Here is a 24,657-nt window from a genome sequence, read left to right on the forward strand (position 1 = left end):
TCTTTGCACAACGTCATCGCCCCGGCGAATCTCCCCGACTGCGTGCCGTTTCAGCGCCGGCTCAGCGCCGCGTCGCGACCTGCCCGAGGTCCCAGATTGGCAGGAAGATGCCCAGCGCCAGCATCAGCACCATCGCGCCCAGGAAGACGATGAGGATCGGCTCGATCTGCGCGGACAGTGTCTTGAGTTCATAGTCGACCTCGCGCTCGTACATCTGCGCGATCTCGTCCATCAGGTCGTCGAGCGCCCCCGTTTCCTCGCCCACGGCGATCATCTGCAGCACCACGGGCGTGAACACGTTGGCGGCCACGGCGGTGCGGAAGATGCTGTCGCCCCGCTCCACGCCATCGCGCATCTGCTCGATGCGGTATGCCAGATAGGCGTTGTCGGCTGTCTGCGACACCACGGTCAGCGTCTGCACGATCGGCACGCCGCTGCGCGCGGACAGGGCGAAACCGCGCGCGAAACGGGCCATCGTTGCCTTCAAAATGATCTTGCCGGCGATGGGGATGCGCAATTTGAAGCGGTCCCAGTCGAAACGCCCTTTCGTGGTCTTCAGCCAGGACCGGAATCCCAGTGCGGCCAGCACGACGGCGCCGGCCATCGTCGGCCAGTGCGTCACCGTGAAGTTCGACGTGCCGAGCAGGATGCGTGTCATCAATGGCAATTCGGCGTGCAGGCTGGCAAAGACCTGGGCAAACGACGGGATCACGAACAGGTTCACCACCGCCATGGCGACCACGATCGCCACGACCACGAAGGTCGGGTAGCGCAGCGCCGCCTTGACGCGCTGGCGCATGTCGCGGTCGAACTCGAGATGGTCGAACAGGCGCAGGAAGACGGCATCGAGCCGGCCCGTCATTTCCCCCACGCGCACCATCGACAGGTAGAAGTTGTTGAAGACACCCGGATGGCGCCGCATCGCGGCCGACAGTTCGCGCCCGGCGTCGAGCGATTCGCGCAGGTCGCGGATGATCTGCGCGAACGACCGGTTCACGGCCGACTCTTCGAGCCCGGCCAGGCCGCGCATGATCGGCACGCCGGACTTCAGCAAGGTATACAACTGCCGGCTGAAGAGCTGCACGTCCATGTCCGTCACTTTTGGCCGTGTCAGGCGGGTCCACAGCCCGTCACTGCCGCCGCCTTCCTTGGCGGGCGCACGGGTGGCCGTGATCTCGACCGGAGTGACACCCGAACCCATCAGTTGGTCGGCCACGGCGGCCGAATCGGCGCCTTCCAGCACGCCCTGCATCAGCTGGCCCTTCAGGTCACGCGCCTTGTACGCAAAATAAGGCATCAATCCTCTTGCTGGTTACTGATCCGCATCGCCTCGGCGATCGTGGTGCGGCCCTGCACCACCAGCTGCACGCCATGGCGGCGCAGCGTGTGCCCCGCCATCTCCTTTGCCGCCACCTTCAGGAAATGCGCCGGATCGGGGTCGTTGGCGGCATCGACGACGGCGTTCGTCATTTCCAGCAATTCATACACGCCCGTCCGGCCCCGGTACCCCATGCCGTTGCAATGCGAACATCCCTTGCCGTGGAAATACTTGGCCATGTCCACCTTGTCGTTCAGCTCCAGGCTCAGCCATTCGCGCTCCGTGGGCGTCGGCGTGTAGGGTTCCGTGCAGCTTTCGCAGATCACCCGCACGAGGCGCTGCGCGAGCACGGCCTGCAGCGAGCTGGCGACCATGTAGCGCGGCACGCCCATGTCCATCAGCCGCAGCGGCGTGCTGGCCGCGTCGTTCGTGTGCAAGGTCGACAGTACCAGGTGGCCCGTCATTGCGGCGCGCAGGCCGATCTGCGCCGTTTCCTGGTCGCGCATCTCGCCGACCAGCACCACGTCGGGATCCTGGCGCAGCGCGGAACGCAGCACGCGGGCAAAGCTCAGCTCGATTTTTTCGTTGACCTGCACCTGGTTGATGCCCGGCAGACGGTACTCGACGGGGTCCTCCACGGTGATGAGCTTTTTTTCCACCGAGTTCAGTTCGGCCAGCGCGCTGTAGAGCGTGGTCGTCTTGCCGGAACCCGTGGGCCCCGTCACCAGCACCAGGCCGTTCGGCCGCTGCACGATGGCGCGGAACTTTTCCATCAGCGGGCGCGGCATGCCGATCGCATCGAGCCGCAGGCTGGTACTGCCCTGCGACAGCAGACGCATGACGATCGATTCGCCGTACTGCGTCGGCATCGTCGAGATACGCACGTCGATCCGGGTGTTTTTCACTCGCACGGCGAAGCGGCCGTCCTGCGGCAGGCGTTTTTCCGAGATGTCGAGCTCGGACATCAGCTTCAGGCGCAGCGCCAGCGCGGCGGCGATCTTGATGTCGGCCTGGGTCTGCAGGTGCAGCACGCCGTCGATCCGGAAGCGGATGTGCAGGCGGGCCTCCTGCGGTTCGATGTGGATGTCCGACGCGCGCACCTGGGCGGCATCGTCGAACACGGATTGCAGCAGTTTCACGACCGGCGCTTCCTCGAGCCCCGGGTTGACCGCCAGCGCGCCGAAGTCGACGGACACGTCCCCCATCTCCTGTTCGAGCTCGCGGGCCAGGTCCGTGATGTCCTCGGTGCGGCGATAGATGCGGTCGATGGCGGCCATCACCTCGGTCTCGTTGACCACGGCCAGCTCGACGTTCTGCCGGACGATGCGGGCGATCTCGTCGTAGGCGAACAGGTCGGTCGGGTCGGAAATACCGATCAGCATGCCCGTGTCTCGCTGCTCGAGCACGAGCGCGCGGAACCGTCGCGCCTGCGTTTCGGGCAGCAGGCGCACGAGTTCCGGATTGATGTTGTAGAACTTGAGGTTGATGTACGGAATGTTCAGCTGGCGCGCCAGCGCGCCGGCGATCTGCTCTTCCGTCACGTAGCCGCTGTCGATGAACACGCGGCCCAGCTTGCGCCCGCTGCGCTTCTGTTCCGTCAGTGCCAGGCCGAGCTGCTCCTCGGACAACAGCTTCTGCTGCACCAGGATTTCCCCAAGCCTTACTTTTTCCGGCCTTGCCATAAGCGCGCTTCTCCCATTCTGCGATCCATCAACGATTGCGACCCGACTGCGACCCAACCCGTGATTGTAGATCGAAATATTGCCCGTGGGCTAGAAAATACCCTCCCAGCACTGGCGTGCGGCGTCGGTTCTTTGCTACAGTGGCGGATCATCCATGTCGAATCGCCAACGAATGCCCGAACCCGCCTTGTGTTTCCGCCTCGTTGCCAGACGCCAGGGTGGCCGCGTCGTGCTCGACGGCGTCGACCTGGCGCTGGCGCCCGGCGAAATCCTGGGCCTGGCCGGCGTGAACGGCGCCGGCAAGACCACGTTGCTGCGCTGCCTGCTCGACTTCTGCACGCCCGACAGTGGCGACATCGCCATCTTCGGCGTGCCCCACGCGCGGCCGGCCGCCCGCCGGCCGCTGGCCTACCTGCCGGAACGCTTCCATCCGCCCGCCCACCTGACCGGCGCCGAATTCCTCGCCCAGGTGCTGGCCCTGCACGGCCAGCGGCCCGCGCCGGCGGCAACGGCTGCCATGCTCGAGGCGCTGGAACTCGACGCCGCCGCGCTGCGCCGCACCGCCCGCCACTATTCCAAGGGCATGACCCAGAAACTGGGCCTTGCCGCCACGCTGCTGCTCGACAAGCGCCTGTATGTGCTCGACGAGCCGGCCAGCGGCCTCGATCCGAAGGCGCGCGCCCTGTTCAAGCGGGCCGTGCTGGCAAGGCGCGCGGCCGGCGCGGCCGTACTGCTCACCTCGCATGCGCTGGCCGACATCGGCGAACTGTGCGACCGCATCGCCATCCTGCATGGCGGGCGCATCCGTTTTGACGGCACGCCGGCGCAGTGCATCGCGCGGTTTGCCGCCCCTGCCGCCGCTGCCGGGGCCACGACATCCGACGCCACGGCTGCCGGCGCCGCCCGTCCCGGCGCGCCCGGCGATCTCGAGCAAGCCTTCCTGAGTGTGGTCGCCTGACATGTACTTTACCCACTTCGGCCTGCGCCAGGCGCCGTTCTCGATCACGCCGGATCCCCTGTTCTTTTACGGGGCAATACGCGCGGCGACATGCTGGCGGCCCTGCTGTATGCGGTGGCCCAGGGCGAAGGCATCGTCAAGGTCACGGGCGAAGTCGGCAGCGGCAAGACGATGCTGTGCCGGATGCTGGAGCGCCGCCTGCCGCCGCATGTCGATGTGCTGTGGCTCGTCAACCCCACGCTGGCGCCGCACGAGGTGCCGTACGCGATCGCCGCCGAGCTGGGGCTCGATGCGTCGGGCCGGCGCGGCGACCAGGTGCTGCGGCAGTTGAACGACGAGCTGATCGCCCGGCATGCGGCTGGGCGGCAGGTGGTGCTGCTCGTGGAAGAAGCGCAGGCCATGCCGCTGGACTCGCTGGAAGCGGTGCGCCTGCTGACGAACCTGGAAACGGCGCGCCACAAGCTGCTGCAGATCGTGCTGTTCGGCCAGCCGGAGCTCGACGCCCACCTGGCCTTGCCACGCATGCGCCAGCTGGCCGAGCGCATCACGCACAGCTTTTTCGTGCCCGCCCTGCCGCCGGACCAGGTGGGGGCGTTCCTCGCATTCCGCCTGCGCGCCGCGGGCCATGCCGGGGGCGCGTTATTTACCGCCGCGGCAACGCGGCGCATCGCGCGCGCCTCACGCGGTATCATTCGTCGTATCAACATCCTCGCGGACAAGGCGCTGCTGGCGGCTTACGCGGACGACGCGCCGGCCGTGCTGGCGCGCCATGTGCGCCAGGCCGAGCACGAATGCGGCTTCGCGCGCATCGCGCCCGCGCTGCGTCCGGCGCGCCGCCTGCTGGCAGCCGCAGCCGCAGCGGCCCTGGGCCTGGCGGTGCTGATGGTGGTGATCGCCCTGTGGATCGCGTCGCCGGCACTGGCGCAAACCAGCCAGCCCGATGCGGCCGCATTTGCACATCTGTTCAATCTGTAAGATTATTATCGCCCCTGCAAACTCACTACCGGCAAACAGATCAATGAAGAAAGTCGCGGCAACCATGATTTGTTCCCTGCTCGGCGCGTGCGCCGCGCCCAAGCTGCCTGTCTCGCCGGGCCACGTCACCGAGGCGCCCCGCGCCGCCGGGGCGATTCCCGACCCGGTACAGCAAAGCGCCGTGCTGCCGCCCCCGCAGCCGGCCGCGCGGGCCGAGACCTTCAGCGTCGCCGTGCACCGCGCACCGGTGGAATCGGTGCTGTTCGCGCTGGCACGCGACGCCGGCATGAACGTCGACGTGCACCCGGCCATCGCGGGCACGGTCACGTTGAACGCGCTCGACCAGACCTTGCAGCAGTTGCTGGACCGGATCGCCAGGCAGGTGGACATGCGCTACGAGCTCGATGGCGGCACGCTGCTGGTGCTGCCGGACGAGCCGCACTGGCGCAACTACCGCATCGATTACGTAAACATCGCGCGCGCCACGAACAGCAACGTCAGCATCGCCACCCAGATCTCGACGACGGGCACGCCCGGCGCGAGCAGTACCACGGGCTCGAATTCCGGCACGGGCACGATTTCCTCCGCCGGCAACGCGCTTTCTTCCGGCAGCAACAATTCGACGACGTCCGTGGCCAACCGGGCCGACAACAATTTCTGGTACAACCTCGAGAAGAACATCCGCGACATGCTGCGGCCGACGAACCTGAACGACCCGCTGGCCGACCCGCTTGCGCAATTGCGCGAACAGACGAACGCCATGAGCCAGCAGGGCCAGGTCCAGCCCGGCCAGAGCGGTGGCCAGCAGCCGGGGCAGCAGGCCGGCATGCCGCAAGGCGGCGGCTACCAGCCGGCGTTTACGCCCGCCGCCGGCGCCACGCAGCCTGCCGATCCGAACTCTCCGAATCCGGGCGCGCAGGCTTCGGCCGCGCAGGGGCGCGCGGCGGCGCAGCGCGTCGCGCCGTCCGTGATCGTCAATCCGGAGGGCGGCATCGTCACCGTGCGGGCCACCAGCCGCCAGCACGACAAGGTGCGCGAATTCCTCGATACGCTGCAGGCGTCGGCCAAGCGGCAGGTGATGATCGAGGCCACGATCCTCGAGGTGCGCCTGTCCGACCAGTACCAGCAGGGGATCAACTGGCAGCGCATGGCCAGCGGCGGCGCGATCTTCGGCCAGGGCAACCCCGACCTCTCGGTCCGGCCGCTGACCGGCACGGGCGCCATCGACCCCGGCATGTTCAGCCTCACCTACTTCAATCCGATGAGCGCCATCGGCAACATCAGTACGGCGATCCAGCTGCTCGAATCGTATGGCAAGGTGCAGGTGCTGTCGAGCCCGAAGCTTTCCGTGCTAAACAACCAGACGGCGCTGCTGAAGGTCGTCGACAACAGCATCTTCTTCACGATAAAGGTCACGCCGGCCGTCACCAATTCCTCCGGCGGGTGGCGTCGCCGGCCACGTATGAATCGCGGGTGGAAACCGTGCCGGTCGGCTTCGTGATGAGCGTGACGCCGCAGATCTCCGACGAGGGCGAAGTGACGCTGAACGTGCGGCCCACCATCACGCGCATCGTCGACTCGGTCGAAGACCCGAATCCCGAACTCAAGCGTGCCGGCGTCACCAGCAGGGTACCGGTGATCCAGGCCCGCGAACTGGAGTCGGTGATGAAGCTGCACAGCGGCCAGACCGCGGTGATGGGTGGGCTGATGCAGGATTCCGTCGACAATGCCAGGGATGGGCTGCCCTGCTGACGCGCGTGCCGCTGCTCGGCAACCTGCTGTCCTACCGCAACGAGAACGTGTCGAAGACCGAACTGGTGATCTTCCTGCGTGCCGTCGTGGTGCGCGATGCCAGCATGGAAGGCGACTACAAGGATCTGCGCTATCTGCTGCCGGGCAAGGAACCCCTGAACCGGCAACCCTATGGACCCACTTCGCCGGGACTGTCGCGATGAGCCTCCTGATGCAAGCGTTGAAGAAAGCCGAGCGCGCACGGCAAAGCGGCCTGCAGGAAGAGGACGTGCCGGACGGCGTCTACGAGCTGGGCGAAGACCGGGGAGATGGCCGGGAAGATGATCCGGGCCGCGAGCGGGCGGAGCCATTGCCGGGCGCCGACGCCACCGGCCAGCGTGCGCCGGCCACGCCCGATCCGCACGTGTCGGCACCGTCGGCCGGCGGATTGCTGGAATTGAGCCTGGCGCCGCTCGACGAACGGCCCGGGCCGCCGGCCGGTACCGGGCTACCGCCGCGCGCCGAGCCGCGCGTGCGCGCGGAACCGCCAACAACACCGCCGCCCATCCAGCCAGCCATCGAGGCAACGCACAATCCGGTGCCGCCGCAAGCGCGCCACGAGGGCGCGCGCACCCCTGCGGATATGGGAGAGATCCCCGTCGCCGATGCGCGCGCGGCGCCCCGTCCAGCCAGCGCGGCCATGGGCGAGCGGCGTGGTCCGGGCGCGCCCGAGCGCCGCGCCATGCCGCGCACCGCCGCCGCGCAGGTCGACAAGGCGTCCGGTATCGACATGGGCCGGCTGCGCGTGGCCGGCCTGGGCGCGCTCCTCGTGATCGTTGCCGGCACGTTCGGCTACCTGTACTGGCAGGGCATCAGCGGCCCGGGCCCGGGCGCCAGCCTGCCGATGGTGCCAATGCCGCCGCCGAGCGCCACCGGCGCCACGGGCGCCCTCCCTGGCGGCGACGGGGGCATCGTCGTGCCTCCTGCCGGCCCCCCGTTCGGGCCGCTCGGCGCGATCGAAGCGGGCGATCCGGCCACTGCGCCGCAGCCGGCCGCCATGCCGGCCCAGCCTGCCATGCCCGAGCCACCGGCTGCCGCACCGGTGCCGCCGGCGCGCGCCGCCGCCGCGCCGGCGACGCGAGACCTGCGCAACCAGCTGCCCGCCGGGCCGACAGCGGCCGAACTGGCCGCCATCGAAGACCCCGAGGCGCGCGCCGAAGCCATGCGCGTCGCGGCCGAACGGTCCGATCGTGCGATGCGCCAGCAAGCCGCGGGCGGCGGCATGCCGCCGCCGATCCCGGATTCGCCGCCGCACCCTCCCCACAGTCCGCACTGTCTTCACCGCCCGCCGCCGGCGGCGACGTGCAGGTGACGCGCGGCACCGCCGCGCCAGGCATCAGTCCGGCCGTGCAATCCGCCTATGCGGCCTTCGGCGCCGGCGACCTGGCGACTGCACGCCAGCGTTACGCCACTGCGCTGCGTGAAGACCCCAACAACCGCGATGCGCTGCTCGGCAGCGCGGCCGTGGCCCTGCGTGACGGGCGCGGCGAGGATGCCGCCAGCCATTACGCCCGCCTGCTGGCGCTGGACCCGCGCGACGCCGACGCGATCGCCGGAATGACCGCGCTGCGGCCGGGCGGCGGCGGCGAGCGTGCGGAGATCCAGCTCAAGGGCGCCCTGCGCGGCAATCCGGACGCCGCGCCCGTGCACTTCGCGCTCGGCAACCTGTATGCGCGCCAGGGCCGCTGGCAGGAAGCGCAGGGCGCCTATTTCCGCGCCTGGACCGCGGCGCCCGCCAATGCCGACTATGCCTTCAACCTGGCCGTGGGCCTCGACCGGCTGAACCAGGCGCGGCTGGCGCGCGAGTACTACGAGCGCGCGCTTGCCCTGTCCGCCGGCGGCGCGGCAGCCTTCGACCGCGCTGCCGCGCAGCGGCGCCTGCAGGAGCTGGGCGGCACGGCGGCGGCCACGCAGGCGCCCGCGCCCGCGCCTGCCCGCACACCGGTGGCGCCGGCAACGCCGCCCGTCGCGGGGAACTGAGCACGATGGCGGAATGGGTCAAACAGCCGATCGGCAAGCTGCTGATCGACAAGGGCGTCATCAGCGAAGACCAGCTGCGCATCGCGCTCATCGAACAGAAGCGCGAGCGCGAGCCCCTCGGCAAGCTGCTGGTGGGGATGGGCTTCGTCACCGAAGCAACGATCCGCGAAGCACTGTCGGAAAACCTCAACACGCAGTCGGCCGACCTGAACAGCCTGGTGGTCGACGCGATCGCGCTCAAACTCATTCCCAAGGATGTCGCCAAGCGCTACAGCGTGTTCCCGATCGTGTACGAGCGCGACAAGGACAACCTGGTGCTGGCCATGTCCAACACCAGCAATATCGTGGCGCTGGACCAGATCCACGCGATGCTGGTCAAGGGCATCACGATCACGCCGCTGCTGGTCAACGATTCCGATATCGCGCGCGCGATCGACCAGTACTACGGCTTCGAACTGTCGATCGACGGCATCCTGCAGGAGATCGAAACGGGCGACGTGTCCTACCAGGGCACGTCGGACGAATACAGCCACCCGATGGTGCGCCTGATCGACGCGCTGCTGGCCGATGCCGTGCAGAATGGCGCCTCCGACGTGCACTTCGAGCCGGAACAGAGTTTCCTGCGCATCCGCTACCGCATCGACGGCATCCTGCGCCAGATCCGCAGCCTGCACAAGTCGTACTGGCCGGCGATGGCCGTGCGGCTGAAGGTGATCTCGAACATGAACATCGCCGAAACGCGGGCGCCGCAGGATGGCCGCATCGCCATCAAGTTTTCCGGCCGCCAGATCGACTTTCGCGCCAGCGCGCAGCCCACCACGCATGGCGAGAACTTCGTGCTGCGCGTGCTCGACCGCCAGAAGGGCATCGTGCCGCTGGACGGGCTGGGCCTGGCCGAGCACGAGCTCGACCTGCTGAAGCTGATGATCGCCCGACCGGACGGCCTGATCCTGGTGACAGGCCCCACGGGCAGCGGCAAGACCACCACGCTGTATTCGATCCTGAACCACATCAACACGGAAGGCGTCAACATCATGACGCTGGAAGACCCGGTCGAATACCCGATGAACATGATCCGCCAGACGTCGGTCAACGAATCGGCCAAGCTGGGCTTTGCGGACGGTATCCGCTCGATCCTGCGCCAGGACCCGGACGTGATCCTGGTCGGCGAGATCCGCGACCAGGAAACGGCGGACATGGCGCTGGCCGCGGCCATGACGGGCCACCAGGTCTATTCGACGCTGCACACCAATTCGGCCGTGGGCGCGATTCCCCGGCTGCTGGACATCGGCGTCATCGCCGACGTGCTGGCCGGGAACATCATCGGCATCATCGCCCAGCGCCTCGTGCGCCGCCTGTGCATGCACTGCAGGGAGGCGGTCGAAGCCGACGACCTGGAGCGCCGCCTGCTGGGTCTGGACGAGGACGCCCCACCCGCGACCATCTACCGGGCCGTGGGCTGCCAGCGCTGCACCCACCAGGGCTACAAGGGCCGCGTGGCGATCATGGAACTGCTGAAGATGAACGCCGAGCTGGACGAACTGGTGGCGCGCCGCGCGGCGGTGCGCGAACTGCGCGCCGCGGCCCGCGCGGCCGGCTTCCGCTCGCTGGTCGACGACGGCATGCGCCGCGTGCTGCAGGGCGTCACCACCATCGAGGAAATCTCCCGCGTGGTGGACCTGACCGACAGGCTGGCCTGACATGCCGCAGTATATCTACCGCGCGATGGATACGGCCGGCCAGATCGTGCCGGGCAATATGGATGCGCTGAACGTGCCCGACCTGGAGCTGCGCCTGCACCGGATGGAGCTCGACCTGATCGATTACCGGCAGTCGCGCCAGAAGGTCATCGCGTTCGGCCGGCGCAGCATCGACCGGCGCGACCTGATCAACTTCTGCTTCCACATGGAACAGATGGCGAGCGCCGGCGTGCCGATCCTCGACGCCCTGAACGACCTGCGCGAATCGATGGACCATCCGCGCTTTCGCGAGATCATCACCGACCTGATCGAGAACATCGAGGGCGGCGTGCCGCTGTCGGACGCGCTGGGCAACTACCCCGAAGCGTTCGACCGGACGTTCACGAGCCTGGTGCGCGCCGGCGAGGAAAGCGGCAAGGTCAACGAAGTATTCCGCAACCTGGCCGACAGCCTGAAATGGCAGGACGAGCTGGCGGCCCAGGCCAAGAAGATCGTCACCTATCCGGCCATCGTGTTCGTGGTGGTCACCGCCGTCACGTTCTTCCTGATGATCTACCTGGTGCCGCAGCTGACGAGCTTCATCCGCAACATGGGCCAGGAACTGCCCCTGCACACGCGCGTGCTGATCGCCGTGTCGAACGTGTTCATCGATTACTGGTTCCTGCTGCTGGCGGCGCCGGTGGCGTTGTGGTTCGGCGGCCGCTGGTGGCTGCGGCGCAACGAGCGCGCCGCATTCGCCTTCGACCGTATCAAGCTGCGCGCCTGGCCCGTGGGGCCGGTGCTGCACAAGATCATCCTGGCCCGCTTTGCCACGTTCTTCGCGATGATGTACGGCTCGGGCATCACGATCCTCGAATGCATCCGCCTGTCCGAGGGCATCGCCGGCAACCGCGCCGTGGCGGCGGCGCTGCGCCGCGTCGCCCAGCTCATCTCGGAAGGCCACAGCGTCAGCGGCGCGTTCGGTCACACCGGCCTGTTTCCGCCGCTGGTGGTGCGCATGCTGAAGGTGGGCGAAGCCACCGGCGCGCTCGATGGCGCCCTGCGCAACGTGGCGTATTTCTACAACCGCGAAGTGCGCGAACAGATCGAACGGGTGCAGGCCATGATCGAGCCGACGATGACGGTGGTGCTCGGCCTGCTGCTGGGCTGGATCATGTTGTCCGTGCTCGGCCCGATCTACGACACGATCTCCGCGATCAGGATCTGACATGTTGGCGAAACAGCTTTTCTATCTCACCAGCGACCAGCTGCATGCCTGGCAGTTGCAGCGCAACACGCTGGTCGGCCCGCGCATCTTTCCCGCCACGCGGGCCGGGCTGAACGAGTTCCTGGCCTACCTGGATGCGCACGGCAACCGGCCCGGCTACCTGTTGACCGACCTGATCGAAGAGGATTACACCCGCCTGCTGCTGCCCCATGTGCGCGGGCGCGCAGGGCGCGCGCTGCGCGAGCGGCGCCTGGTACAGCACTACCGCGACACGCCTTACCGTTCCGCTATCGTGCAGGGGCGCAGCACCGAGGGCCGGCGCGACGACGAAGTGCTGTTTACCGCGCTGACCAACCCGTTGCTGCTCACGCCATGGGTGGACGCGATGGAGTTGATGCAGACACCCCTGGCCGGCATCTATTCCTGCGCCATGCTGGGCCGCGACGTGTTGCAGCGGCTGGCGATACGGCACGGGCACGTGCTGCTGGTCAGCTGGCATACGGCCGGCCTGCGCCAGACGTACTTCCGCGGCGGCATCGTGAAGTTTTCCCGCCTCGTGCAGGCCAAGCCCGAGGACCAGGCGGTCCACGCCTTCGCGGCGCAAACGGGCAGGACCCAGCAATTCCTGCACAGCGTGCGGCTGCTCGACCGGGGGACGTGCTGCACGTGGTGGTGCTGGCCGCCGCCGACCAGGTCGACCAGCTGGTCGCGACCTGCGAGAACGGCGCGGAAACGATCTATCATATCGTGCCGCTTGAAACGGCGGCGACGGCACTCGGCGCAGCCACGTCCGCGCCGGGCGGGGCCGCGCACGTGGGCGAACCGATGCTGCTGTCGCTGCTGGGCCGGCACGCGCCGGCCACCCACTTCCCGACCGGCGACGCGGGCAATTACTACCGCCTGCTGCAGGCCAGGCTGTCGCTGTATGCCTCCAGCGCCGTGGTGGCCACGGCCGGCGTGATCTGGTCGGTACTGAACCTGGCCAGCTACGCGCTGGCGAACGACGGCGCCGCGGCGTTCCGGTCGGAGACGGCGCATTACCGGGCCAATTATGCCCGCAGCATGTCGAGCATGCCGCCGGCGGCCGACAAGACGGCCAATATGCGCGCCGCCGTGGTGATCGAGCGCACGGTCGTCAAGCAGGGGCCGTGGCCGATGGCGATGATGAGCATGGTCAGCACGGCGCTGGAGGGTTCGCCGCAGATCCGCATCCTGCAGCTCGACTGGAAAGCCGTCGTGCCGGGCCCGGCGAGCGGGCCGGCGGCAGGTGGCGCTCCCGGCACGCCGGCCCTTGCCGCGCCCACGTCGTCGCTCGCGCTGGGCATTCCCAAGGCCCCGCCGCAAACGCTGCGCCTGCAGGCCGAGGTGCTGTCGGCGCCGGACGACTACCGCAAGGTGCTGGGCGCGATGAATGCCTTCGCCCAGCGGCTCGCGGGCATGCCGAAGGTATCGGTGGAGATCGTGCAACTGCCGTTCGACATCCGGCCCACCGTCAAGCTGTCCGGCACGGTCGGTGCGCCCGTTCCGGGGCAGGAACAGAACAAGTTCACACTGGACATCACATGGAATCCATGAGTTCCCGCGCCCCGGTCAGGCGGACCGGGCACGCCTGCCGCTGCCCTTCTGGGTACGCGACTTTGCGCTGATCCGGCCTGCCGTCATCACGTTCATCGTCACGGCAGGCATCAGCTTTACCTGCGTGCTGGCCAGCCACCTGCAGCTCGGCCAGGCACGCCGCGACGAGCAGGCGGCGCACGCCCAGCGCGATGCCGCGCGCAGCCGGTTCCTGTACGCGGAATCGGAAAAACAGGAGATCCGCGCCTACCAGCCGCTGTTCGTCGACCTGCGACGACGCCGTTTCGTGGGCATGGAAAACCGCCTCGACTGGGTCGATGCGATCCGCCGGATCAGCGAGAACCGCCGGCTGCTGCCGCTGGCCTATGAAATCGACGCACAGCAGCCCTACAAACTCGAGAGCAGGCTGGCCACGGGCGACTACCAGCTGCGCGGCAGCCGGATGACGCTGCACATGGACATGCTGCACGAACTGGACCTGTTCTATTTCCTCGGCGACCTGCGCCAGCATGGCGTATTCACCGTGGAGCAGTGCACGATGCGGCGCGCGGCCAGTACGGAAGCCGGCGCCAGGCCGGCAGTCCTGTCGTCCGACTGCACGCTGAACTGGCTCACGCTGACCCCGGGCCCGCGTACCGGCGGAGCCGCCCGATGATGCCGCGCCCCCGGATGCCGCGGTCCCTGTCCATCCTGCTGGGCGTGCTGGCCGCTGCCACCGTGCCGCATGCCGTTGCCCAATACATGGAACCGGCGCTGGGGCGCCTGTTCACGACACCGGAAGAGCGGATGAGCCGGGAGCGCAACAGGGAAGTCGCCCCGGCGGCGCCCATGCAAGCCACAACGCCGCCGCCAACGGCACCAGCGGTTCAGGCACCGCCCGTGGCACCGCCCGCGCCGGTGCGCCTGACCGGCGTGGTCCGCCGCAGCGACGGCCGTGCCACCGTGTGGATCGACGACACGCCGCGGGAAACCACGCTGCGCCACTACCGTCCCGGCAGCCCGCTTCCCATCGACACACCGGCCGGAAGAGTGCTCGTCAAGCCCGGCCAGAGCTATGACCCGAACGATGGTGCCATCCGCGACCCGCGCTGATCTGCGCCCGCTGCGCCGTTCTCGCCACCCGCGCCGCCAGCGTGGCGCCGCCCTGCTGATGCTGCTGGCCGTGACCAGCGTGGGTTTTGCCGCGCTGCTCATTTCCGCATTCGGCCGCAGCGACGTGGAACGCGTGCGGGAGCGCCGCACGCTGGCCGTGCTTGCCCACGCCAGCGACGCGCTGGTGGGGTTCGCCAGCACGCACGGGCGGTTGCCGCGCCCGGCCGTCTCCGCCATCGACGGGCGCGAGCGCCCCGAACCCTGTGCGAGCGAGGCCGACTGCAGTGGCTTCCTGCCCTGGGTGACGCTGGGCGTCGATGGCGCCGACAGCTGGGGCAAGCGGCTGCGCTACAGCGTCACGCCGGAATACACGGCCGCCCCGATCCGGCGCCTGTCGGCCGTGGCCACGAAGCAGGTGCTGACGCGCGATGGCAACGGCGCCCTGCGCTACGAGCTCGGCCAGGCGGAGTGCCTGATCTATGCGCAATGCCGGCCGGCCGTCGTCTACTCGCACGGCCGCAACAACCTCGGCACGAGCATCGCCGGGCTGTCCCAGGCCAACGGGGCGCGCAACAACGTCGATGAAATCGCCAACGACAACGCCATCACGGGCTTCATCCAGCGCCCCGCCACCGCCGATCCGGCCGTGCCGGGCGGCCCGTTCGACGACCTGCTGGTTGCGATTCCCCTTGACACGCTGTACGAAAGGATGGCCGCGGCACGCACGCTGCCCTGAGCCCGACACTATCGCCCATGAGAACCGATCCGAACACCTCTTTCCGCGCCCCGCGAGGCTTCACGCTGGTCGAGATCTCGATCGTGCTCGTCGTCGTCGGCCTGCTGATCGGCGGGCTGATCACGCCACTATCCACCCAGCTGGACCAGCGCCGCGTGACCGATACGCAGCGTGCGATGGAAGACGCGCGCGAAGCGCTGGTCGGCTTCGCAGTGCGCAACGGCCACCTGCCCTGCCCCGCCATCTCCGCTGCGAACGGCCTGGAAGACCGTGACGGCGACCGCTGCAGGAACGAGCGCCGCGCCGGCTTCCTGCCATGGGCCACGCTGGGGATGCCCAAGCTCGACAGCTGGGGCCGCGTGTACCTGTACAGCGTGAGCCCCGACTTTGCCGACAGCGTGGCGCGTTTTCGCCTGGCGACCCCGCGCGACATCACGGTGGCCACGCGCGACGCGGCGGGCAACGTGGTCGCGGCCACTGCGCCGAACGATATTCCCGCCGTGATCGTTTCAACCGGCAAGAACGGCTATGGCGGCTTTTCGGACCTCGGCGTGCGCGCGCTCGATGCCGGTGCCGGCAATGTCGATGAGAAAGTCAACATGAACGCGGCCGGTACGGCCTATATCGCGCGCGGCGCCAGCGACAATGCGGCCGCGCCGGGCGGCGCCTACGACGACCTGGTGGTGTGGCTGTCGCCGAATATCCTGTTCAACCGCATGGTCGCCGCCGGCCGCCTGCCATGAACCCGCGACAGGCCTGACATGGGCACCGCCATCCTGGCGATCGCCACCGGCACGCTGAAGGAAGCCTTGCGCAGCCGGCTGCTCTGGCTGCTGGCCGCGCTGGCGCTCGGCGCCGTCGGCCTGGCCGGCTTCCTGCAGGCCGTGCTGCCCGCGGGCAGCCGCGCCACGAACACGGCGCTGCTGGCCGCGCTGTTGCGCCTGGCCGGCACCGGCATGGTGGGCATCTTCGCGGTGACGGCCCTCGTGCGCGAGTACGGCGACAAGCAGGTGGAACTGATGATCGCGCTGCCTTACCCGCGCGCGGCATGGCTGCTCGGCCGGCTGGCCGGCTGCGGCCTGCTGGCGCTGCTCCCGGCCGCCGTGGCGGGCATGTTGCTGGCGTTCGCATCGCCGCCCGCGCAGGCGGCACTGTGGGCCGCCTCGCTGCTGGGCGAGCTGTGGATCGTGGCCGCCTTCGCCGTCTTCTGCACGCTCACGCTGCAGCACGCGCTGCCGTCGCTGTGCGCCACGGCCGGCTTCTATCTGCTGGCGCGCAGCGTGACCGCGCTGCAGGTGGCCGGCCATGGCACGGGCGGCGACGCGGGCCAGCGCGTCATCGCGGCCGGCACCGACGCGCTCGCATTGTTGCTGCCCCGGCTCGACGCGTTCGCCCGCAGCGAGTGGCTGCTGTACGGCACCGGCACCATGGCCGATGCCGGCTTCGTGGCCGGGCAGAGCGCCATCTATGTGGCATTGCTGGCCGCCTGCGCGCTGTTCGACCTGTACCGCAAGGAATTCTGATGGCCCGCCGTGCGCCCGCCGCCATCGTGGCCTTGCTGCTGGCGGCGATCACCGCCCAGTGCGCGCTGCATGCCGTGGCACCACCTGCCTCAACGCGCGCGGCCGCGTTGCCGGCCGCCCCGCCCACCGCAGCGCTGCGCATGGCCAGCCTCGGCGACGGCCCGGCGGCGGCACGCCTCGTGCTGCTGTACCTGCATGCGTTCGATGCCGGCTTGCCCCTTCGGGAACTCGACTATGAGCGCACCACCGGCTGGCTCGAGGCCGCCCTGGCGCTCGACCCTCGCAGCCGCGAGCCGCTCGTGGCGGCGCAAGTGTACGCCGCCGTGGCCGATCCCGGCCGCGTGCGCATCATGCTCGGCTTCGTCGAACGGGCCTTCGCCGCCGATCCGGCACGCCGCTGGCCGGAGATGGCGCAGGCCACGCTGGTCGCCCGACACCGCCTGCACGACATGGCACTCGCACGGCGCTATGCGCAGGCGATCCGCCTGCGCGCGCCAGCGGCACCGGCCTGGGCCCGCCAGCTCGAACTGTTCATCCTGCAGGACATGGATGAACTCGACAGCGCACGCGCCGTGGCCGGCGCCCTGCTGGCCGGCGGCACGATCACCGATCCGGCCGAAGTGCGTTTTCTCGAACGCCGGCTGCGGGAACTTGAATGTGCGGCGGGAATGGGCGACGCCGAGGCGACACACGGCTGCGACCGGCAGGTGCGTTAACGGCACCGGCGCTGTAAGATGCTGGCAACGCCAAGCATCAAGGAGTATCAATCTTGCAACCATTATCCACACTGCGGCGCCAGCGCCGCGCGCGCGGCTTCACGCTGGTCGAGATCGCGATCGTGCTCGTCATCATCGGCCTCCTGCTGGGCGGTGTGCTGAAGGGCCAGAGCCTGATCGACAATGCCAAGGTGAAGAACGTGATCCAGCAGTCGACATCGCTGCAGGCGGCCGTCAACGCCTACCAGGACAAGTTCCGTGCCCTGCCCGGCGACGATGCCCAGGCCACCGCGCACGTGCCGGGCACCAGCGGCAACGGCAATGGCGACGGCCAGATCGCCGAATACCAGTTGGCGCCCCAGCACCTGGCGCTCGGCGGCTTCATCACGGGTTCGTTCAATGGCACCACCGATTTCATGACGAGTGCCCATGGCGGCGCGGTCTACGTGTTCAACGACGTGGTGGCCGGGCGCGGCGGCAACGGCATCCGCTTCGACAACCTGCCCGACAGCTTCGCCGAACAGCTCGACGCCAAGCTCGACGACGGCAAGCCGGACACCGGCGCCGTGCGCGCCACCGGTCCTTATACGAACAACGGCACGATCGTCACGCGCACGGCCGTATTCTTCTGAAGTACGTGACGGCAGGCCACGGCTGCGCTGCAAATTGCCGCAGGTAATAGTCGATATCCCCGGCCATTAGCCTGATCGCCGCCGGCGGCGTCTACCAGTACGCTACCAACCTTTCGTCGATGAATCTTGTGTTGGCACGCAATCGCACGTCTTGCTGCAAGTGCACGCTGGCTAGCCGCCGCATCGCAGGCCTTGACCGCAAAAACGGCGCCGCGGGTCGACTCGACAAGCAATTCGCTAAGCGCCCGTTAAACCCGATCCATTCAATCTTCACCAACGACGTTCCACTCAGGGCATTCCTGTTTTCTTCTCGATCGATTGTGCGCAGCATCGTCAGAGCCAGCGCCATCAGAACGATCTAAACCGGAGCCACCGCTAACTCGAGAAGTGGATACCCTGCGCCGGTCGGCTCCAAGCGTCCGTCCATACTCAGGGAACGCAGCTCAGTAGCTCCCATGCTGATAAGCATGAACACGATATTGCGCAGCCCGAGCCCAGGAGTTGACCTGCTTTGATCCTAGCTTATAGCAGAGGGAGACCCAAAGTAGCTCGACATTGAGGCTTACCCTGCAAGAACGCTCATTGTCAGGAGCACTTTGCACGGCAACGTATTTGAGCAACGTCTACCGAAAGGACAGAGAAACGTTCTACTGCACCAGTAAGTCGACAGTTCTCCGTGTGGCCCAGACCTGGATTGCGCACTGGTCGAAGCCAGATATAGCCTCGCTGTCAATCGCATTGCTTTTGCGAAGCTTGCAAACAGCGCACGCGAGAACGGCATATCGGGGGATAGTTGTAAAAAAGATGCATTTTCCTAAGCGGATGCATATCAGCAATGAAAGGGCTCCATCCGGCGAAATGGCCGGAGTAAGATGGTTAGAAACTTCTATAAATATTCGACTTGTGCGCGTGAGTGAGCAAGTGACGCTGAGCTCGCAACTGTAAAGGGCATTTATGGAAACGATCGTGGACGTATTCCTTGCTTACAACGAACGCGAGAAGGATCGAATCAGGCCGATCGCTGATTGGTTTACGTCACACGGCATATCAAATCATTTTTTTGATCGTGACCGGCCCTACGGTGCCTCTGTCGAGGATACGCCGGTCATGGAGTTAGCTGAGGCAGTTGTCGTTTTTTTGGGTACAGCGGGCTGGGGACCAAATCACCTGCTCATTGTCGAGAAGGCGTCGGCTCTCAAGAAGCCAGTATTCCCTGTTCTTATCGGAAAGATTGATGAAAAAGACGCTCAATCCGCCGGCCGCTTGTTTGAATCGACCAGGTGGCTAGATCTTCGCGATGGCGATCTAGAGCGCCTTCACGACTTAACCTCGCAAATTAAAAAGCTGAGCGTGCCAAGTAATTTTGAAGTCGACGCGATGGTCAAGAGTTTAGCGCGCGAGGCAGATTCCAAACGCCGCGTCATCCTTCATCGGATCACGGATCCGGAATTCCGTTACCGGAAGGCATTAGGCGCAGCACTCATTCGTGAGTTGCGCGCCCATGACATATCGACCGCGACCTCGAGTAGCACCAGCGACCAAGCCATCGATCCGCGCGTTTCGGCGCGTAGTTGGCTGCGTGCGGCATTGATACACTGTCAACCCGAGGAGCCGACAGTCAAGGATATTGCTGAGCGAGGCGTTAATCCCATTTCCGAGCCAGTGCACTTTGTACGATTCTGGACGCTTGCTGCTTTGGTCAGTGTACGAGCAAGTTACTTGGGCCCAATTGCACGGCAGGCTGCAACCGACCCGGCCTGGGATGTTGCGTTGTTGGCGCAAGCATTACTTGGCGCCGGTTCGCCCGGCTTGGTTGCTGAAATGCGATCGGCACTGACCAGTGGAGACAAGTCGAAGACGCATGGCGCACTGCGCGCCTTGCGGATCGTCTCGATCCCAGAAGTTGCGCCCGAACTTGCCGCTTTGCTGCGATGGAATTCTTCCGTCGATATGCCAGCTTATGACGTCTTCCATGCGCTGGTCACGCCCGATATGGTTGTACCCGCAGCAAATACACTCACATCGGACCCCGGCATAGAGACAGTCGTTGGCAAGATGGTCCAGGCAGCGGCTTGGATCGACAGCTCAACGGCGTACATGTTCGCTCGGCTGCTGGCAGCCATGGACCCACGCCGGTCCGAAGAACTCCTTCGGGAACGTGAGTCATTTCCTGAACTGCAAGGAAGCGTAAAAGTTCTGTTGGAAAGCCTCGGGGCAATATCGGCTAAGGAAACCGAAATGCACCGACAATTGCCCGGATTTTCACCTGACACGATTGATGGGCAAGTCGACCAGCTCGACATCCAGTCCGAGGTGAACACGCTCACCGCGATTATGATGGCAAAAAATACAACGCCGCCGCTTGCAATCGGGCTCTTTGGGGAATGGGGAGCCGGCAAGAGCTTCTTCATGTCGAAAATGGAAGAAGCCGTCAAGTTGATGATTGAGCGCGCGACTCATGCGAAAGGATCGCTATTTTGTGCGGACACTGTGCAGATAAGATTCAATGCTTGGCATTACGCGGACACCAGCCTGTGGGCCAGCCTCGTCAGCGTAATCTTCGAGAATCTGGACAAACACCTCCGCGACAGCGCGGATTCACGAGATGAGCGCGACTCACTGGCCGAAGAACTCCTTGCAGCCATCGCCGCGAAGGACAATGCTCTCGTTGAAGATACGCGTGCCCAAGAGCGGCTGAGACAGGAGGAAGCGCGCCTGGCAGTTTCGGCTTCCGAGCGCGAGGCCAGGCTCGCCGCCCTGTCCAGACTGCAAGCGAGGGATGTCGCCTCCATGTTCCAAAACCATCCAACTTTCAGAAAAGACGCCGAAAAAGTACTGCGTGACCTCGGCTTGCCGGGACTAATGAGCGGCATCGGCGACTTAAATCGCGCGCTGGAAGAAGCGCGTAGTCTTTCTCGCCGTACTATCGCCATGTTTTCGGCATTGTCACGCGATCCGGCAGGCCGGCTCTGGTTTTGTTTTTTATTACTAGCACTGCTTGCCAGCCCCGGCTTGCTGTACTTGATCCACCGTTACCTCAGCCCCGGCAGTCTCATCGGTGCCACCATCAGCACGATCTTCATGGAGAGCGTGGCCTTCATAGCAAGCGCTACTGCCTTGCTACGACGAGGCTCGTCCCTTTTTGCCAAAGCTTTGAAACCGCTGGAGGATGCCAAGAAAGAAGCAGACGCCTTACTTGCGAAAAAGCGTGAAGCTGCGGACATCGAAGAAAAAAGCTTGCAAGATCTGGTCGACAAGCTTAGGAAAGAAGAACAAGAAGCACACGACAGGCTGAACAAGGCTGTCCAGCAAGCTGCCGCAGCTGAACAGCGACTCAATCAACTTGACCAGAGCCGGACACTCGGTTTTTTCGTTGCCGAACGCCGAGCGTCCAGTGATTATCGCAAGCACATGGGGCTGATTTCAGTAGTGCGACAAGACTTCGAACTTCTTGTCGATCGCATCGATACAAACAACAAAGACATAACAAGCGGAAAAAAACTCGAACGCATCATTCTTTATATCGATGACCTCGACCGCTGCCCGTCCGACAAGGTTGTAGATGTTCTTCAAGCCGTGCATCTGCTGCTTGCCTATCCCCTTTTTGTTGTTGTAGTCGGCGTCGACCCGCGATGGCTGCTTAATTCGCTCACTCTTCATTACAAGGAGCTTGGAAAGCCCGGGCATAACACTGGCGCCCGTTCTCCGGAAAACCAATCCGCTAGCCCACGGCACTATCTCGAGAAAATCTTCCAAATTCCCTATGCGCTGCGCCCTATGAACCGAAATGGATATGGAAAGCTGGTTGCGCAATTGATGAGCAATGGGGCACCATCATATCCGACAGAAGCCAGCGATTACGATACCACGTCGACGATGGCGGCTTCGCCATCAACTGCAGAATTGAATACTGCCACGCAGCTTGACGAGCGGAATAGTGGAACGTCATCGTCCCACCTGCACGATTCCGCCGGATTGCCAGATCAAACCGCTCACTACGAGGCCATCGCAACTCCAAAGGAATACTCACCGCCTGAATGGGTGGAACGCGCGTTGATCATACAACCGTGGGAAGTAGAGTTCGCACAAAAACTGGACGGCTTGATTCCTTCACCTCGGTCCGTGAAGCGCCTCGTCAACGTATACCGCGTTTTGAAAGCTGGCGTTCATGGCACCCAATTGGCGCAGTTCGAAGGAGTTGAGGATTCTCCTGGTGATTTCCAGCTCCCCTTGCTTCTTCTTGCCGTTCAGATTTTCGATACAAGCGCGGCAAACCTTTGGTTCACCGAACTTGTGAACCCACGAGGTGCTGCGGGTAACGCCACACTGCCTGCTGTTCTGAGCAGGCATTGGCCGGGCATCGCCACCGGAGGCGTACCGCTCAGCCTTCCAATTGGCGACATTATCGACGAGCCGTCGTTTCCGCAAGACCCGGGCCTCCTCGCATACTGGGTACCGCGCGTCGCTAGGTTATCGTTCCATGCCTGGTATGGCGAGATGAGGAATTGACCGGCGACGCAGGTCACGCACTAAATAGCGCTGCGTTCGCTACGTGTAACTTGCGGACTGCGAGCGCGGAGCACATCTGCCTGCTCCATATGCCCGCTCAACTTGATGAGTGCTTCAATCCACTGGATTGACACTCATCCGCGCCCTCCCGATACTCGAATCCCACCCAAGTTGCAAAGGTGGCAGCACGGCGCACCGTGCCGCGCGCCACTGGCAAACATGCGTCCACCAGGCGCATGCGGCGTGACGGCCGGCCCCGGCTCCACCACGGCCTCGGCGCGAGGAGACGCGCCGGCGAAGCAAGCACCTGCGCGGCACGGATGGGCACCCGTCCGGGCGGCGCGTCCATCGTCTGTCGACCACCAAAAAGAATGGGGAATCAATGAAACGTACCTTTGCACCGATCGCCTTGCTGACACTCGGGCTGCTGCAGTCCGCCTACGCCGATCCCGGCAGGAAGCTGGAAAAACTCGATCGCGGCGCTGTCGCCATCGCCGCCGGCGCCAATGTCTTCGTCAGCTGGCGCGTGCTCGGCACCGATGACCCCGGTACCCGGTTCAACATCTACCGGGACGACGTCAAGCTGAACGCCGAACCGCTGGACGTGAGCAATTTCACGGACAGGGCAGGCACGGCGGGTGCGCGCTACCTGATCCGCCCCGTCGTCAAGGACAAGGAAAAGAAGGGTCAGGAAGACTATGCGATCCCTACCTGGACCGAATCGGTGCTGCGCATCCCGCTGGACAAGCCCGCCGACGGCGTGACGCCCACCGGCCAGGCCTACAGCTACGAGATGAACGACGGCACCCCCGCCGACCTGGACGGCGACGGCAAGTACGAGCTCGTGGTCAAGTGGCAGCCTTCCAATGCCAAGGACAATTCGCAGAGCGGCTACACGGGCAACACGTACATCGATGCCTACCGCCTGGACGGAAAGAAGCTGTGGCGTATCGACCTGGGCCGCAATATCCGCGCCGGCGCCCACTACACGACGATGGTCGCCTATGACCTGGACGGCAATGGCAAGGCCGAAGTGATGCTGAAGACGGCCGACGGCACCGTGGACGGCCGCGGCACGGTGATCGGCGATGCCGATGCCGACTACCGCAACAGCGCCGGCTACGTGCTGAGCGGCCCGGAATTCCTCACCGTGTTCGACGGCCGCACCGGCAAGGCGCTGGCCACCACCGATTACCTGCCGGCGCGCGGCACCGTCAGCTCGTGGGGCGACAACTACGGCAACCGCGTCGACCGCTTCCTGGGTGGCGTCGCCTACCTCGACGGCACGCGGCCGAGCGCGATCTTCTCGCGCGGCTACTACACGCGCGCCGTGATCGCCGCATGGGATTACCGCGATGGCCAGCTGACGAGCCGCTGGGTATTCGATACCAACAACGAAGGCGCGGAAGCGCGCGGCCAGGGCGCGCACTGGTTCTCCGTGGCGGACGTCAATGAGGACGGCAAGGACGACATCATCTACGGCGCCGCCACGATCGGCAGCGACGGCCACCTGATGTACAGCACGGGCCTGTGCCATGGCGACGCACTGCACGTCGGCAAGCTCGACCCGGCACGCCCCGGCCAGCAGATCTACATGGTCCACGAGAGTCCTTCGTGCTACAAGGGCAATGGCGCCAGCTTCCATGACGCCGCCACCGGCGCCCTGCTGTGGGGCGCGCCGGCCACCGTGGACGTGGGCCGCGGCGTCTGCTACGACATCGATCCCGCCTATCCGGGTGCCGAGTGCTGGGCGTCGCGCGGCGGCCTGTTCAACGTGAGCGGCCAGCAGATCTCGACCAACCGCCCCGGCAGCATGAACTTCGCCAGCTGGTGGGACGGCGACCTGCTGCGCGAATCGCTGGACAACGTGACGATCGCCAAGTGGAACCCGGCCGCCTTCGCTTTCGAGCCACTGCTGACCGGCGCGACCTGGAACGCGGCGTCGAACAATGGCACCAAGGCCACGCCGGTGCTGTCGGCCGACATCGTGGGCGACTGGCGCGAGGAAGTGGTCTTGCGCACGGCGGACAACACGGAACTGCTGGTGTTCTCCACCGCGATCCCGACCACGCACCGCATTCCAACGCTGATGCACGACGCGCAGTACCGCGTGCAGGTGGCGGGCCAGAATGCCGGCTACAACCAGCCGCCGCACACCAGCTTCTACCTGGGCGAAGGCGCCGCCGCGCCGGCGCAAACCCCGGTGCAGGTTGCCGAGTAAGCGCGCCATCGGCCCGGCCTGATGCGGGGCCGCCACGCTCAG

Annotated in this window: 22 protein-coding genes; 19 read left to right on the forward strand and 3 right to left on the reverse strand. The window is 66.0% G+C overall.

Annotated elements, in window-relative coordinates:
- Window positions 1-61: 61 nt before the first annotated feature.
- Complete coding sequence (locus EWM63_RS29920; protein ID WP_130189775.1) at window positions 62-1,297, reverse strand: type II secretion system F family protein; 1,236 nt, start codon at window positions 1,295-1,297, stop codon at window positions 62-64.
- Window positions 1,297-3,000, reverse strand: a complete 1,704-nt coding sequence (locus EWM63_RS29925; protein ID WP_130189776.1) for a GspE/PulE family protein — start codon at window positions 2,998-3,000, stop codon at window positions 1,297-1,299. Before EWM63_RS29925 ends, EWM63_RS29920 begins: the two co-directional genes overlap by 1 nt.
- 154 nt (window positions 3,001-3,154) lie before the next feature.
- On the opposite strand from EWM63_RS29925, the gene EWM63_RS29930 reads away from it, so the two are divergent.
- The 9 genes from EWM63_RS29930 to EWM63_RS29960 all read left to right on the forward strand — a co-directional run bounded on the left by EWM63_RS29930 (window position 3,155) and on the right by EWM63_RS29960 (window position 11,611).
- Entirely contained in the window at window positions 3,155-3,958 is an 804-nt protein-coding gene (locus tag EWM63_RS29930) for an ABC transporter ATP-binding protein (RefSeq protein WP_229487588.1), read from the forward strand.
- A gap of 90 nt (window positions 3,959-4,048) precedes the next feature.
- A complete protein-coding gene (locus tag EWM63_RS29935; protein ID WP_229487589.1) occupies window positions 4,049-4,933 on the forward strand; it encodes an ExeA family protein in 885 nt (294 codons plus the stop codon).
- A 64-nt stretch (window positions 4,934-4,997) separates the two neighbouring features.
- Window positions 4,998-6,434: a pilus (MSHA type) biogenesis protein MshL gene (locus EWM63_RS29940; RefSeq protein ID WP_229487590.1), complete on the forward strand. Its 1,437-nt coding sequence runs from the start codon at window positions 4,998-5,000 to the stop codon at window positions 6,432-6,434.
- Window positions 6,407-6,685: a secretin GspD/PilQ domain-containing protein gene (locus EWM63_RS32730; RefSeq protein ID WP_229487592.1), complete on the forward strand. Its 279-nt coding sequence runs from the start codon at window positions 6,407-6,409 to the stop codon at window positions 6,683-6,685. Before EWM63_RS29940 ends, EWM63_RS32730 begins: the two co-directional genes overlap by 28 nt.
- A gap of 5 nt (window positions 6,686-6,690) precedes the next feature.
- A complete protein-coding gene (locus EWM63_RS32735) occupies window positions 6,691-6,888 on the forward strand; it encodes a type II and III secretion system protein (RefSeq protein WP_229487594.1) in 198 nt (65 codons plus the stop codon).
- Complete coding sequence (locus EWM63_RS29945; protein ID WP_130189777.1) at window positions 6,885-8,036, forward strand: hypothetical protein; 1,152 nt, start codon at window positions 6,885-6,887, stop codon at window positions 8,034-8,036. Before EWM63_RS32735 ends, EWM63_RS29945 begins: the two co-directional genes overlap by 4 nt.
- Entirely contained in the window at window positions 8,033-8,704 is a 672-nt protein-coding gene (locus EWM63_RS29950; protein ID WP_130189778.1) for a tetratricopeptide repeat protein, read from the forward strand. Before EWM63_RS29945 ends, EWM63_RS29950 begins: the two co-directional genes overlap by 4 nt.
- Before the next feature lie 5 nt (window positions 8,705-8,709).
- A complete protein-coding gene (locus EWM63_RS29955; protein ID WP_130189779.1) occupies window positions 8,710-10,404 on the forward strand; it encodes a GspE/PulE family protein in 1,695 nt (564 codons plus the stop codon).
- A gap of 1 nt (window position 10,405) precedes the next feature.
- A complete protein-coding gene (locus tag EWM63_RS29960) occupies window positions 10,406-11,611 on the forward strand; it encodes a type II secretion system F family protein (RefSeq protein WP_130189780.1) in 1,206 nt (401 codons plus the stop codon).
- Here EWM63_RS29960 and EWM63_RS29965 read toward each other — a convergent pair.
- Window positions 11,601-12,242: a hypothetical protein gene (locus EWM63_RS29965; RefSeq protein ID WP_130189781.1), complete on the reverse strand. Its 642-nt coding sequence runs from the start codon at window positions 12,240-12,242 to the stop codon at window positions 11,601-11,603. The two genes, EWM63_RS29960 and EWM63_RS29965, sit on opposite strands and share 11 nt — an antisense overlap.
- Before the next feature lie 26 nt (window positions 12,243-12,268).
- Between EWM63_RS29965 and EWM63_RS29970 the strand changes: the two genes are divergently transcribed.
- The 10 genes from EWM63_RS29970 to EWM63_RS30015 all read left to right on the forward strand — a co-directional run bounded on the left by EWM63_RS29970 (window position 12,269) and on the right by EWM63_RS30015 (window position 24,615).
- Window positions 12,269-13,186: a hypothetical protein gene (locus tag EWM63_RS29970; RefSeq protein ID WP_130189782.1), complete on the forward strand. Its 918-nt coding sequence runs from the start codon at window positions 12,269-12,271 to the stop codon at window positions 13,184-13,186.
- Window positions 13,125-13,841, forward strand: coding sequence for a hypothetical protein (locus EWM63_RS29975; RefSeq protein WP_229487596.1), 717 nt, complete (start codon window positions 13,125-13,127; stop codon window positions 13,839-13,841). The genes EWM63_RS29970 and EWM63_RS29975 overlap by 62 nt, the downstream gene beginning before the upstream one ends.
- The gene (locus EWM63_RS29980) at window positions 13,838-14,278 is read left to right on the forward strand and encodes a hypothetical protein (protein ID WP_130189783.1); all 441 of its coding nucleotides are present in this window, start codon (window positions 13,838-13,840) and stop codon (window positions 14,276-14,278) included. Before EWM63_RS29975 ends, EWM63_RS29980 begins: the two co-directional genes overlap by 4 nt.
- Entirely contained in the window at window positions 14,241-15,014 is a 774-nt protein-coding gene (locus EWM63_RS29985; RefSeq protein ID WP_229487598.1) for a hypothetical protein, read from the forward strand. Before EWM63_RS29980 ends, EWM63_RS29985 begins: the two co-directional genes overlap by 38 nt.
- Window positions 15,015-15,031: 17 nt before the next feature.
- Complete coding sequence (locus EWM63_RS29990; protein ID WP_130189784.1) at window positions 15,032-15,757, forward strand: type II secretion system protein; 726 nt, start codon at window positions 15,032-15,034, stop codon at window positions 15,755-15,757.
- An 18-nt stretch (window positions 15,758-15,775) separates the two neighbouring features.
- Window positions 15,776-16,537 (forward strand): ABC transporter permease, encoded by a 762-nt coding sequence (locus EWM63_RS29995; RefSeq protein WP_130189785.1) that lies wholly within the window; start codon window positions 15,776-15,778, stop codon window positions 16,535-16,537.
- Window positions 16,537-17,253, forward strand: coding sequence for a hypothetical protein (locus tag EWM63_RS30000; protein ID WP_207221193.1), 717 nt, complete (start codon window positions 16,537-16,539; stop codon window positions 17,251-17,253). Before EWM63_RS29995 ends, EWM63_RS30000 begins: the two co-directional genes overlap by 1 nt.
- Before the next feature lie 53 nt (window positions 17,254-17,306).
- Window positions 17,307-17,885, forward strand: coding sequence for a prepilin-type N-terminal cleavage/methylation domain-containing protein (locus tag EWM63_RS30005; protein WP_229487599.1), 579 nt, complete (start codon window positions 17,307-17,309; stop codon window positions 17,883-17,885).
- A gap of 966 nt (window positions 17,886-18,851) precedes the next feature.
- Window positions 18,852-22,394, forward strand: coding sequence for a P-loop NTPase fold protein (locus tag EWM63_RS30010; RefSeq protein WP_165390992.1), 3,543 nt, complete (start codon window positions 18,852-18,854; stop codon window positions 22,392-22,394).
- A 382-nt stretch (window positions 22,395-22,776) separates the two neighbouring features.
- A complete protein-coding gene (locus EWM63_RS30015) occupies window positions 22,777-24,615 on the forward strand; it encodes a rhamnogalacturonan lyase (protein ID WP_130189787.1) in 1,839 nt (612 codons plus the stop codon).
- Window positions 24,616-24,657 lie beyond the last annotated feature (42 nt).

Source organism: Pseudoduganella lutea, from assembly GCF_004209755.1.
Lineage (GTDB): Bacteria > Pseudomonadota > Gammaproteobacteria > Burkholderiales > Burkholderiaceae_D > Rugamonas > Rugamonas lutea.

Coding starts and splice junctions, on each gene's coding strand:
- EWM63_RS29920 (WP_130189775.1), bottom strand. CDS start 1,297: ATGCCTTATTTTGCGTACAAGGCGCGTGACCTGAAGGGCCAGCTGATG.
- EWM63_RS29925 (WP_130189776.1), bottom strand. CDS start 3,000: ATGGCAAGGCCGGAAAAAGTAAGGCTTGGGGAAATCCTGGTGCAGCAG.
- EWM63_RS29930 (WP_229487588.1), top strand. CDS start 3,155: ATGTCGAATCGCCAACGAATGCCCGAACCCGCCTTGTGTTTCCGCCTC.
- EWM63_RS29935 (WP_229487589.1), top strand. CDS start 4,049: ATGCTGGCGGCCCTGCTGTATGCGGTGGCCCAGGGCGAAGGCATCGTC.
- EWM63_RS29940 (WP_229487590.1), top strand. CDS start 4,998: ATGATTTGTTCCCTGCTCGGCGCGTGCGCCGCGCCCAAGCTGCCTGTC.
- EWM63_RS29945 (WP_130189777.1), top strand. CDS start 6,885: ATGAGCCTCCTGATGCAAGCGTTGAAGAAAGCCGAGCGCGCACGGCAA.
- EWM63_RS29955 (WP_130189779.1), top strand. CDS start 8,710: ATGGCGGAATGGGTCAAACAGCCGATCGGCAAGCTGCTGATCGACAAG.
- EWM63_RS29960 (WP_130189780.1), top strand. CDS start 10,406: ATGCCGCAGTATATCTACCGCGCGATGGATACGGCCGGCCAGATCGTG.
- EWM63_RS29980 (WP_130189783.1), top strand. CDS start 13,838: ATGATGCCGCGCCCCCGGATGCCGCGGTCCCTGTCCATCCTGCTGGGC.
- EWM63_RS29985 (WP_229487598.1), top strand. CDS start 14,241: ATGACCCGAACGATGGTGCCATCCGCGACCCGCGCTGATCTGCGCCCG.
- EWM63_RS29990 (WP_130189784.1), top strand. CDS start 15,032: ATGAGAACCGATCCGAACACCTCTTTCCGCGCCCCGCGAGGCTTCACG.
- EWM63_RS29995 (WP_130189785.1), top strand. CDS start 15,776: ATGGGCACCGCCATCCTGGCGATCGCCACCGGCACGCTGAAGGAAGCC.
- EWM63_RS30000 (WP_207221193.1), top strand. CDS start 16,537: ATGGCCCGCCGTGCGCCCGCCGCCATCGTGGCCTTGCTGCTGGCGGCG.
- EWM63_RS30015 (WP_130189787.1), top strand. CDS start 22,777: ATGAAACGTACCTTTGCACCGATCGCCTTGCTGACACTCGGGCTGCTG.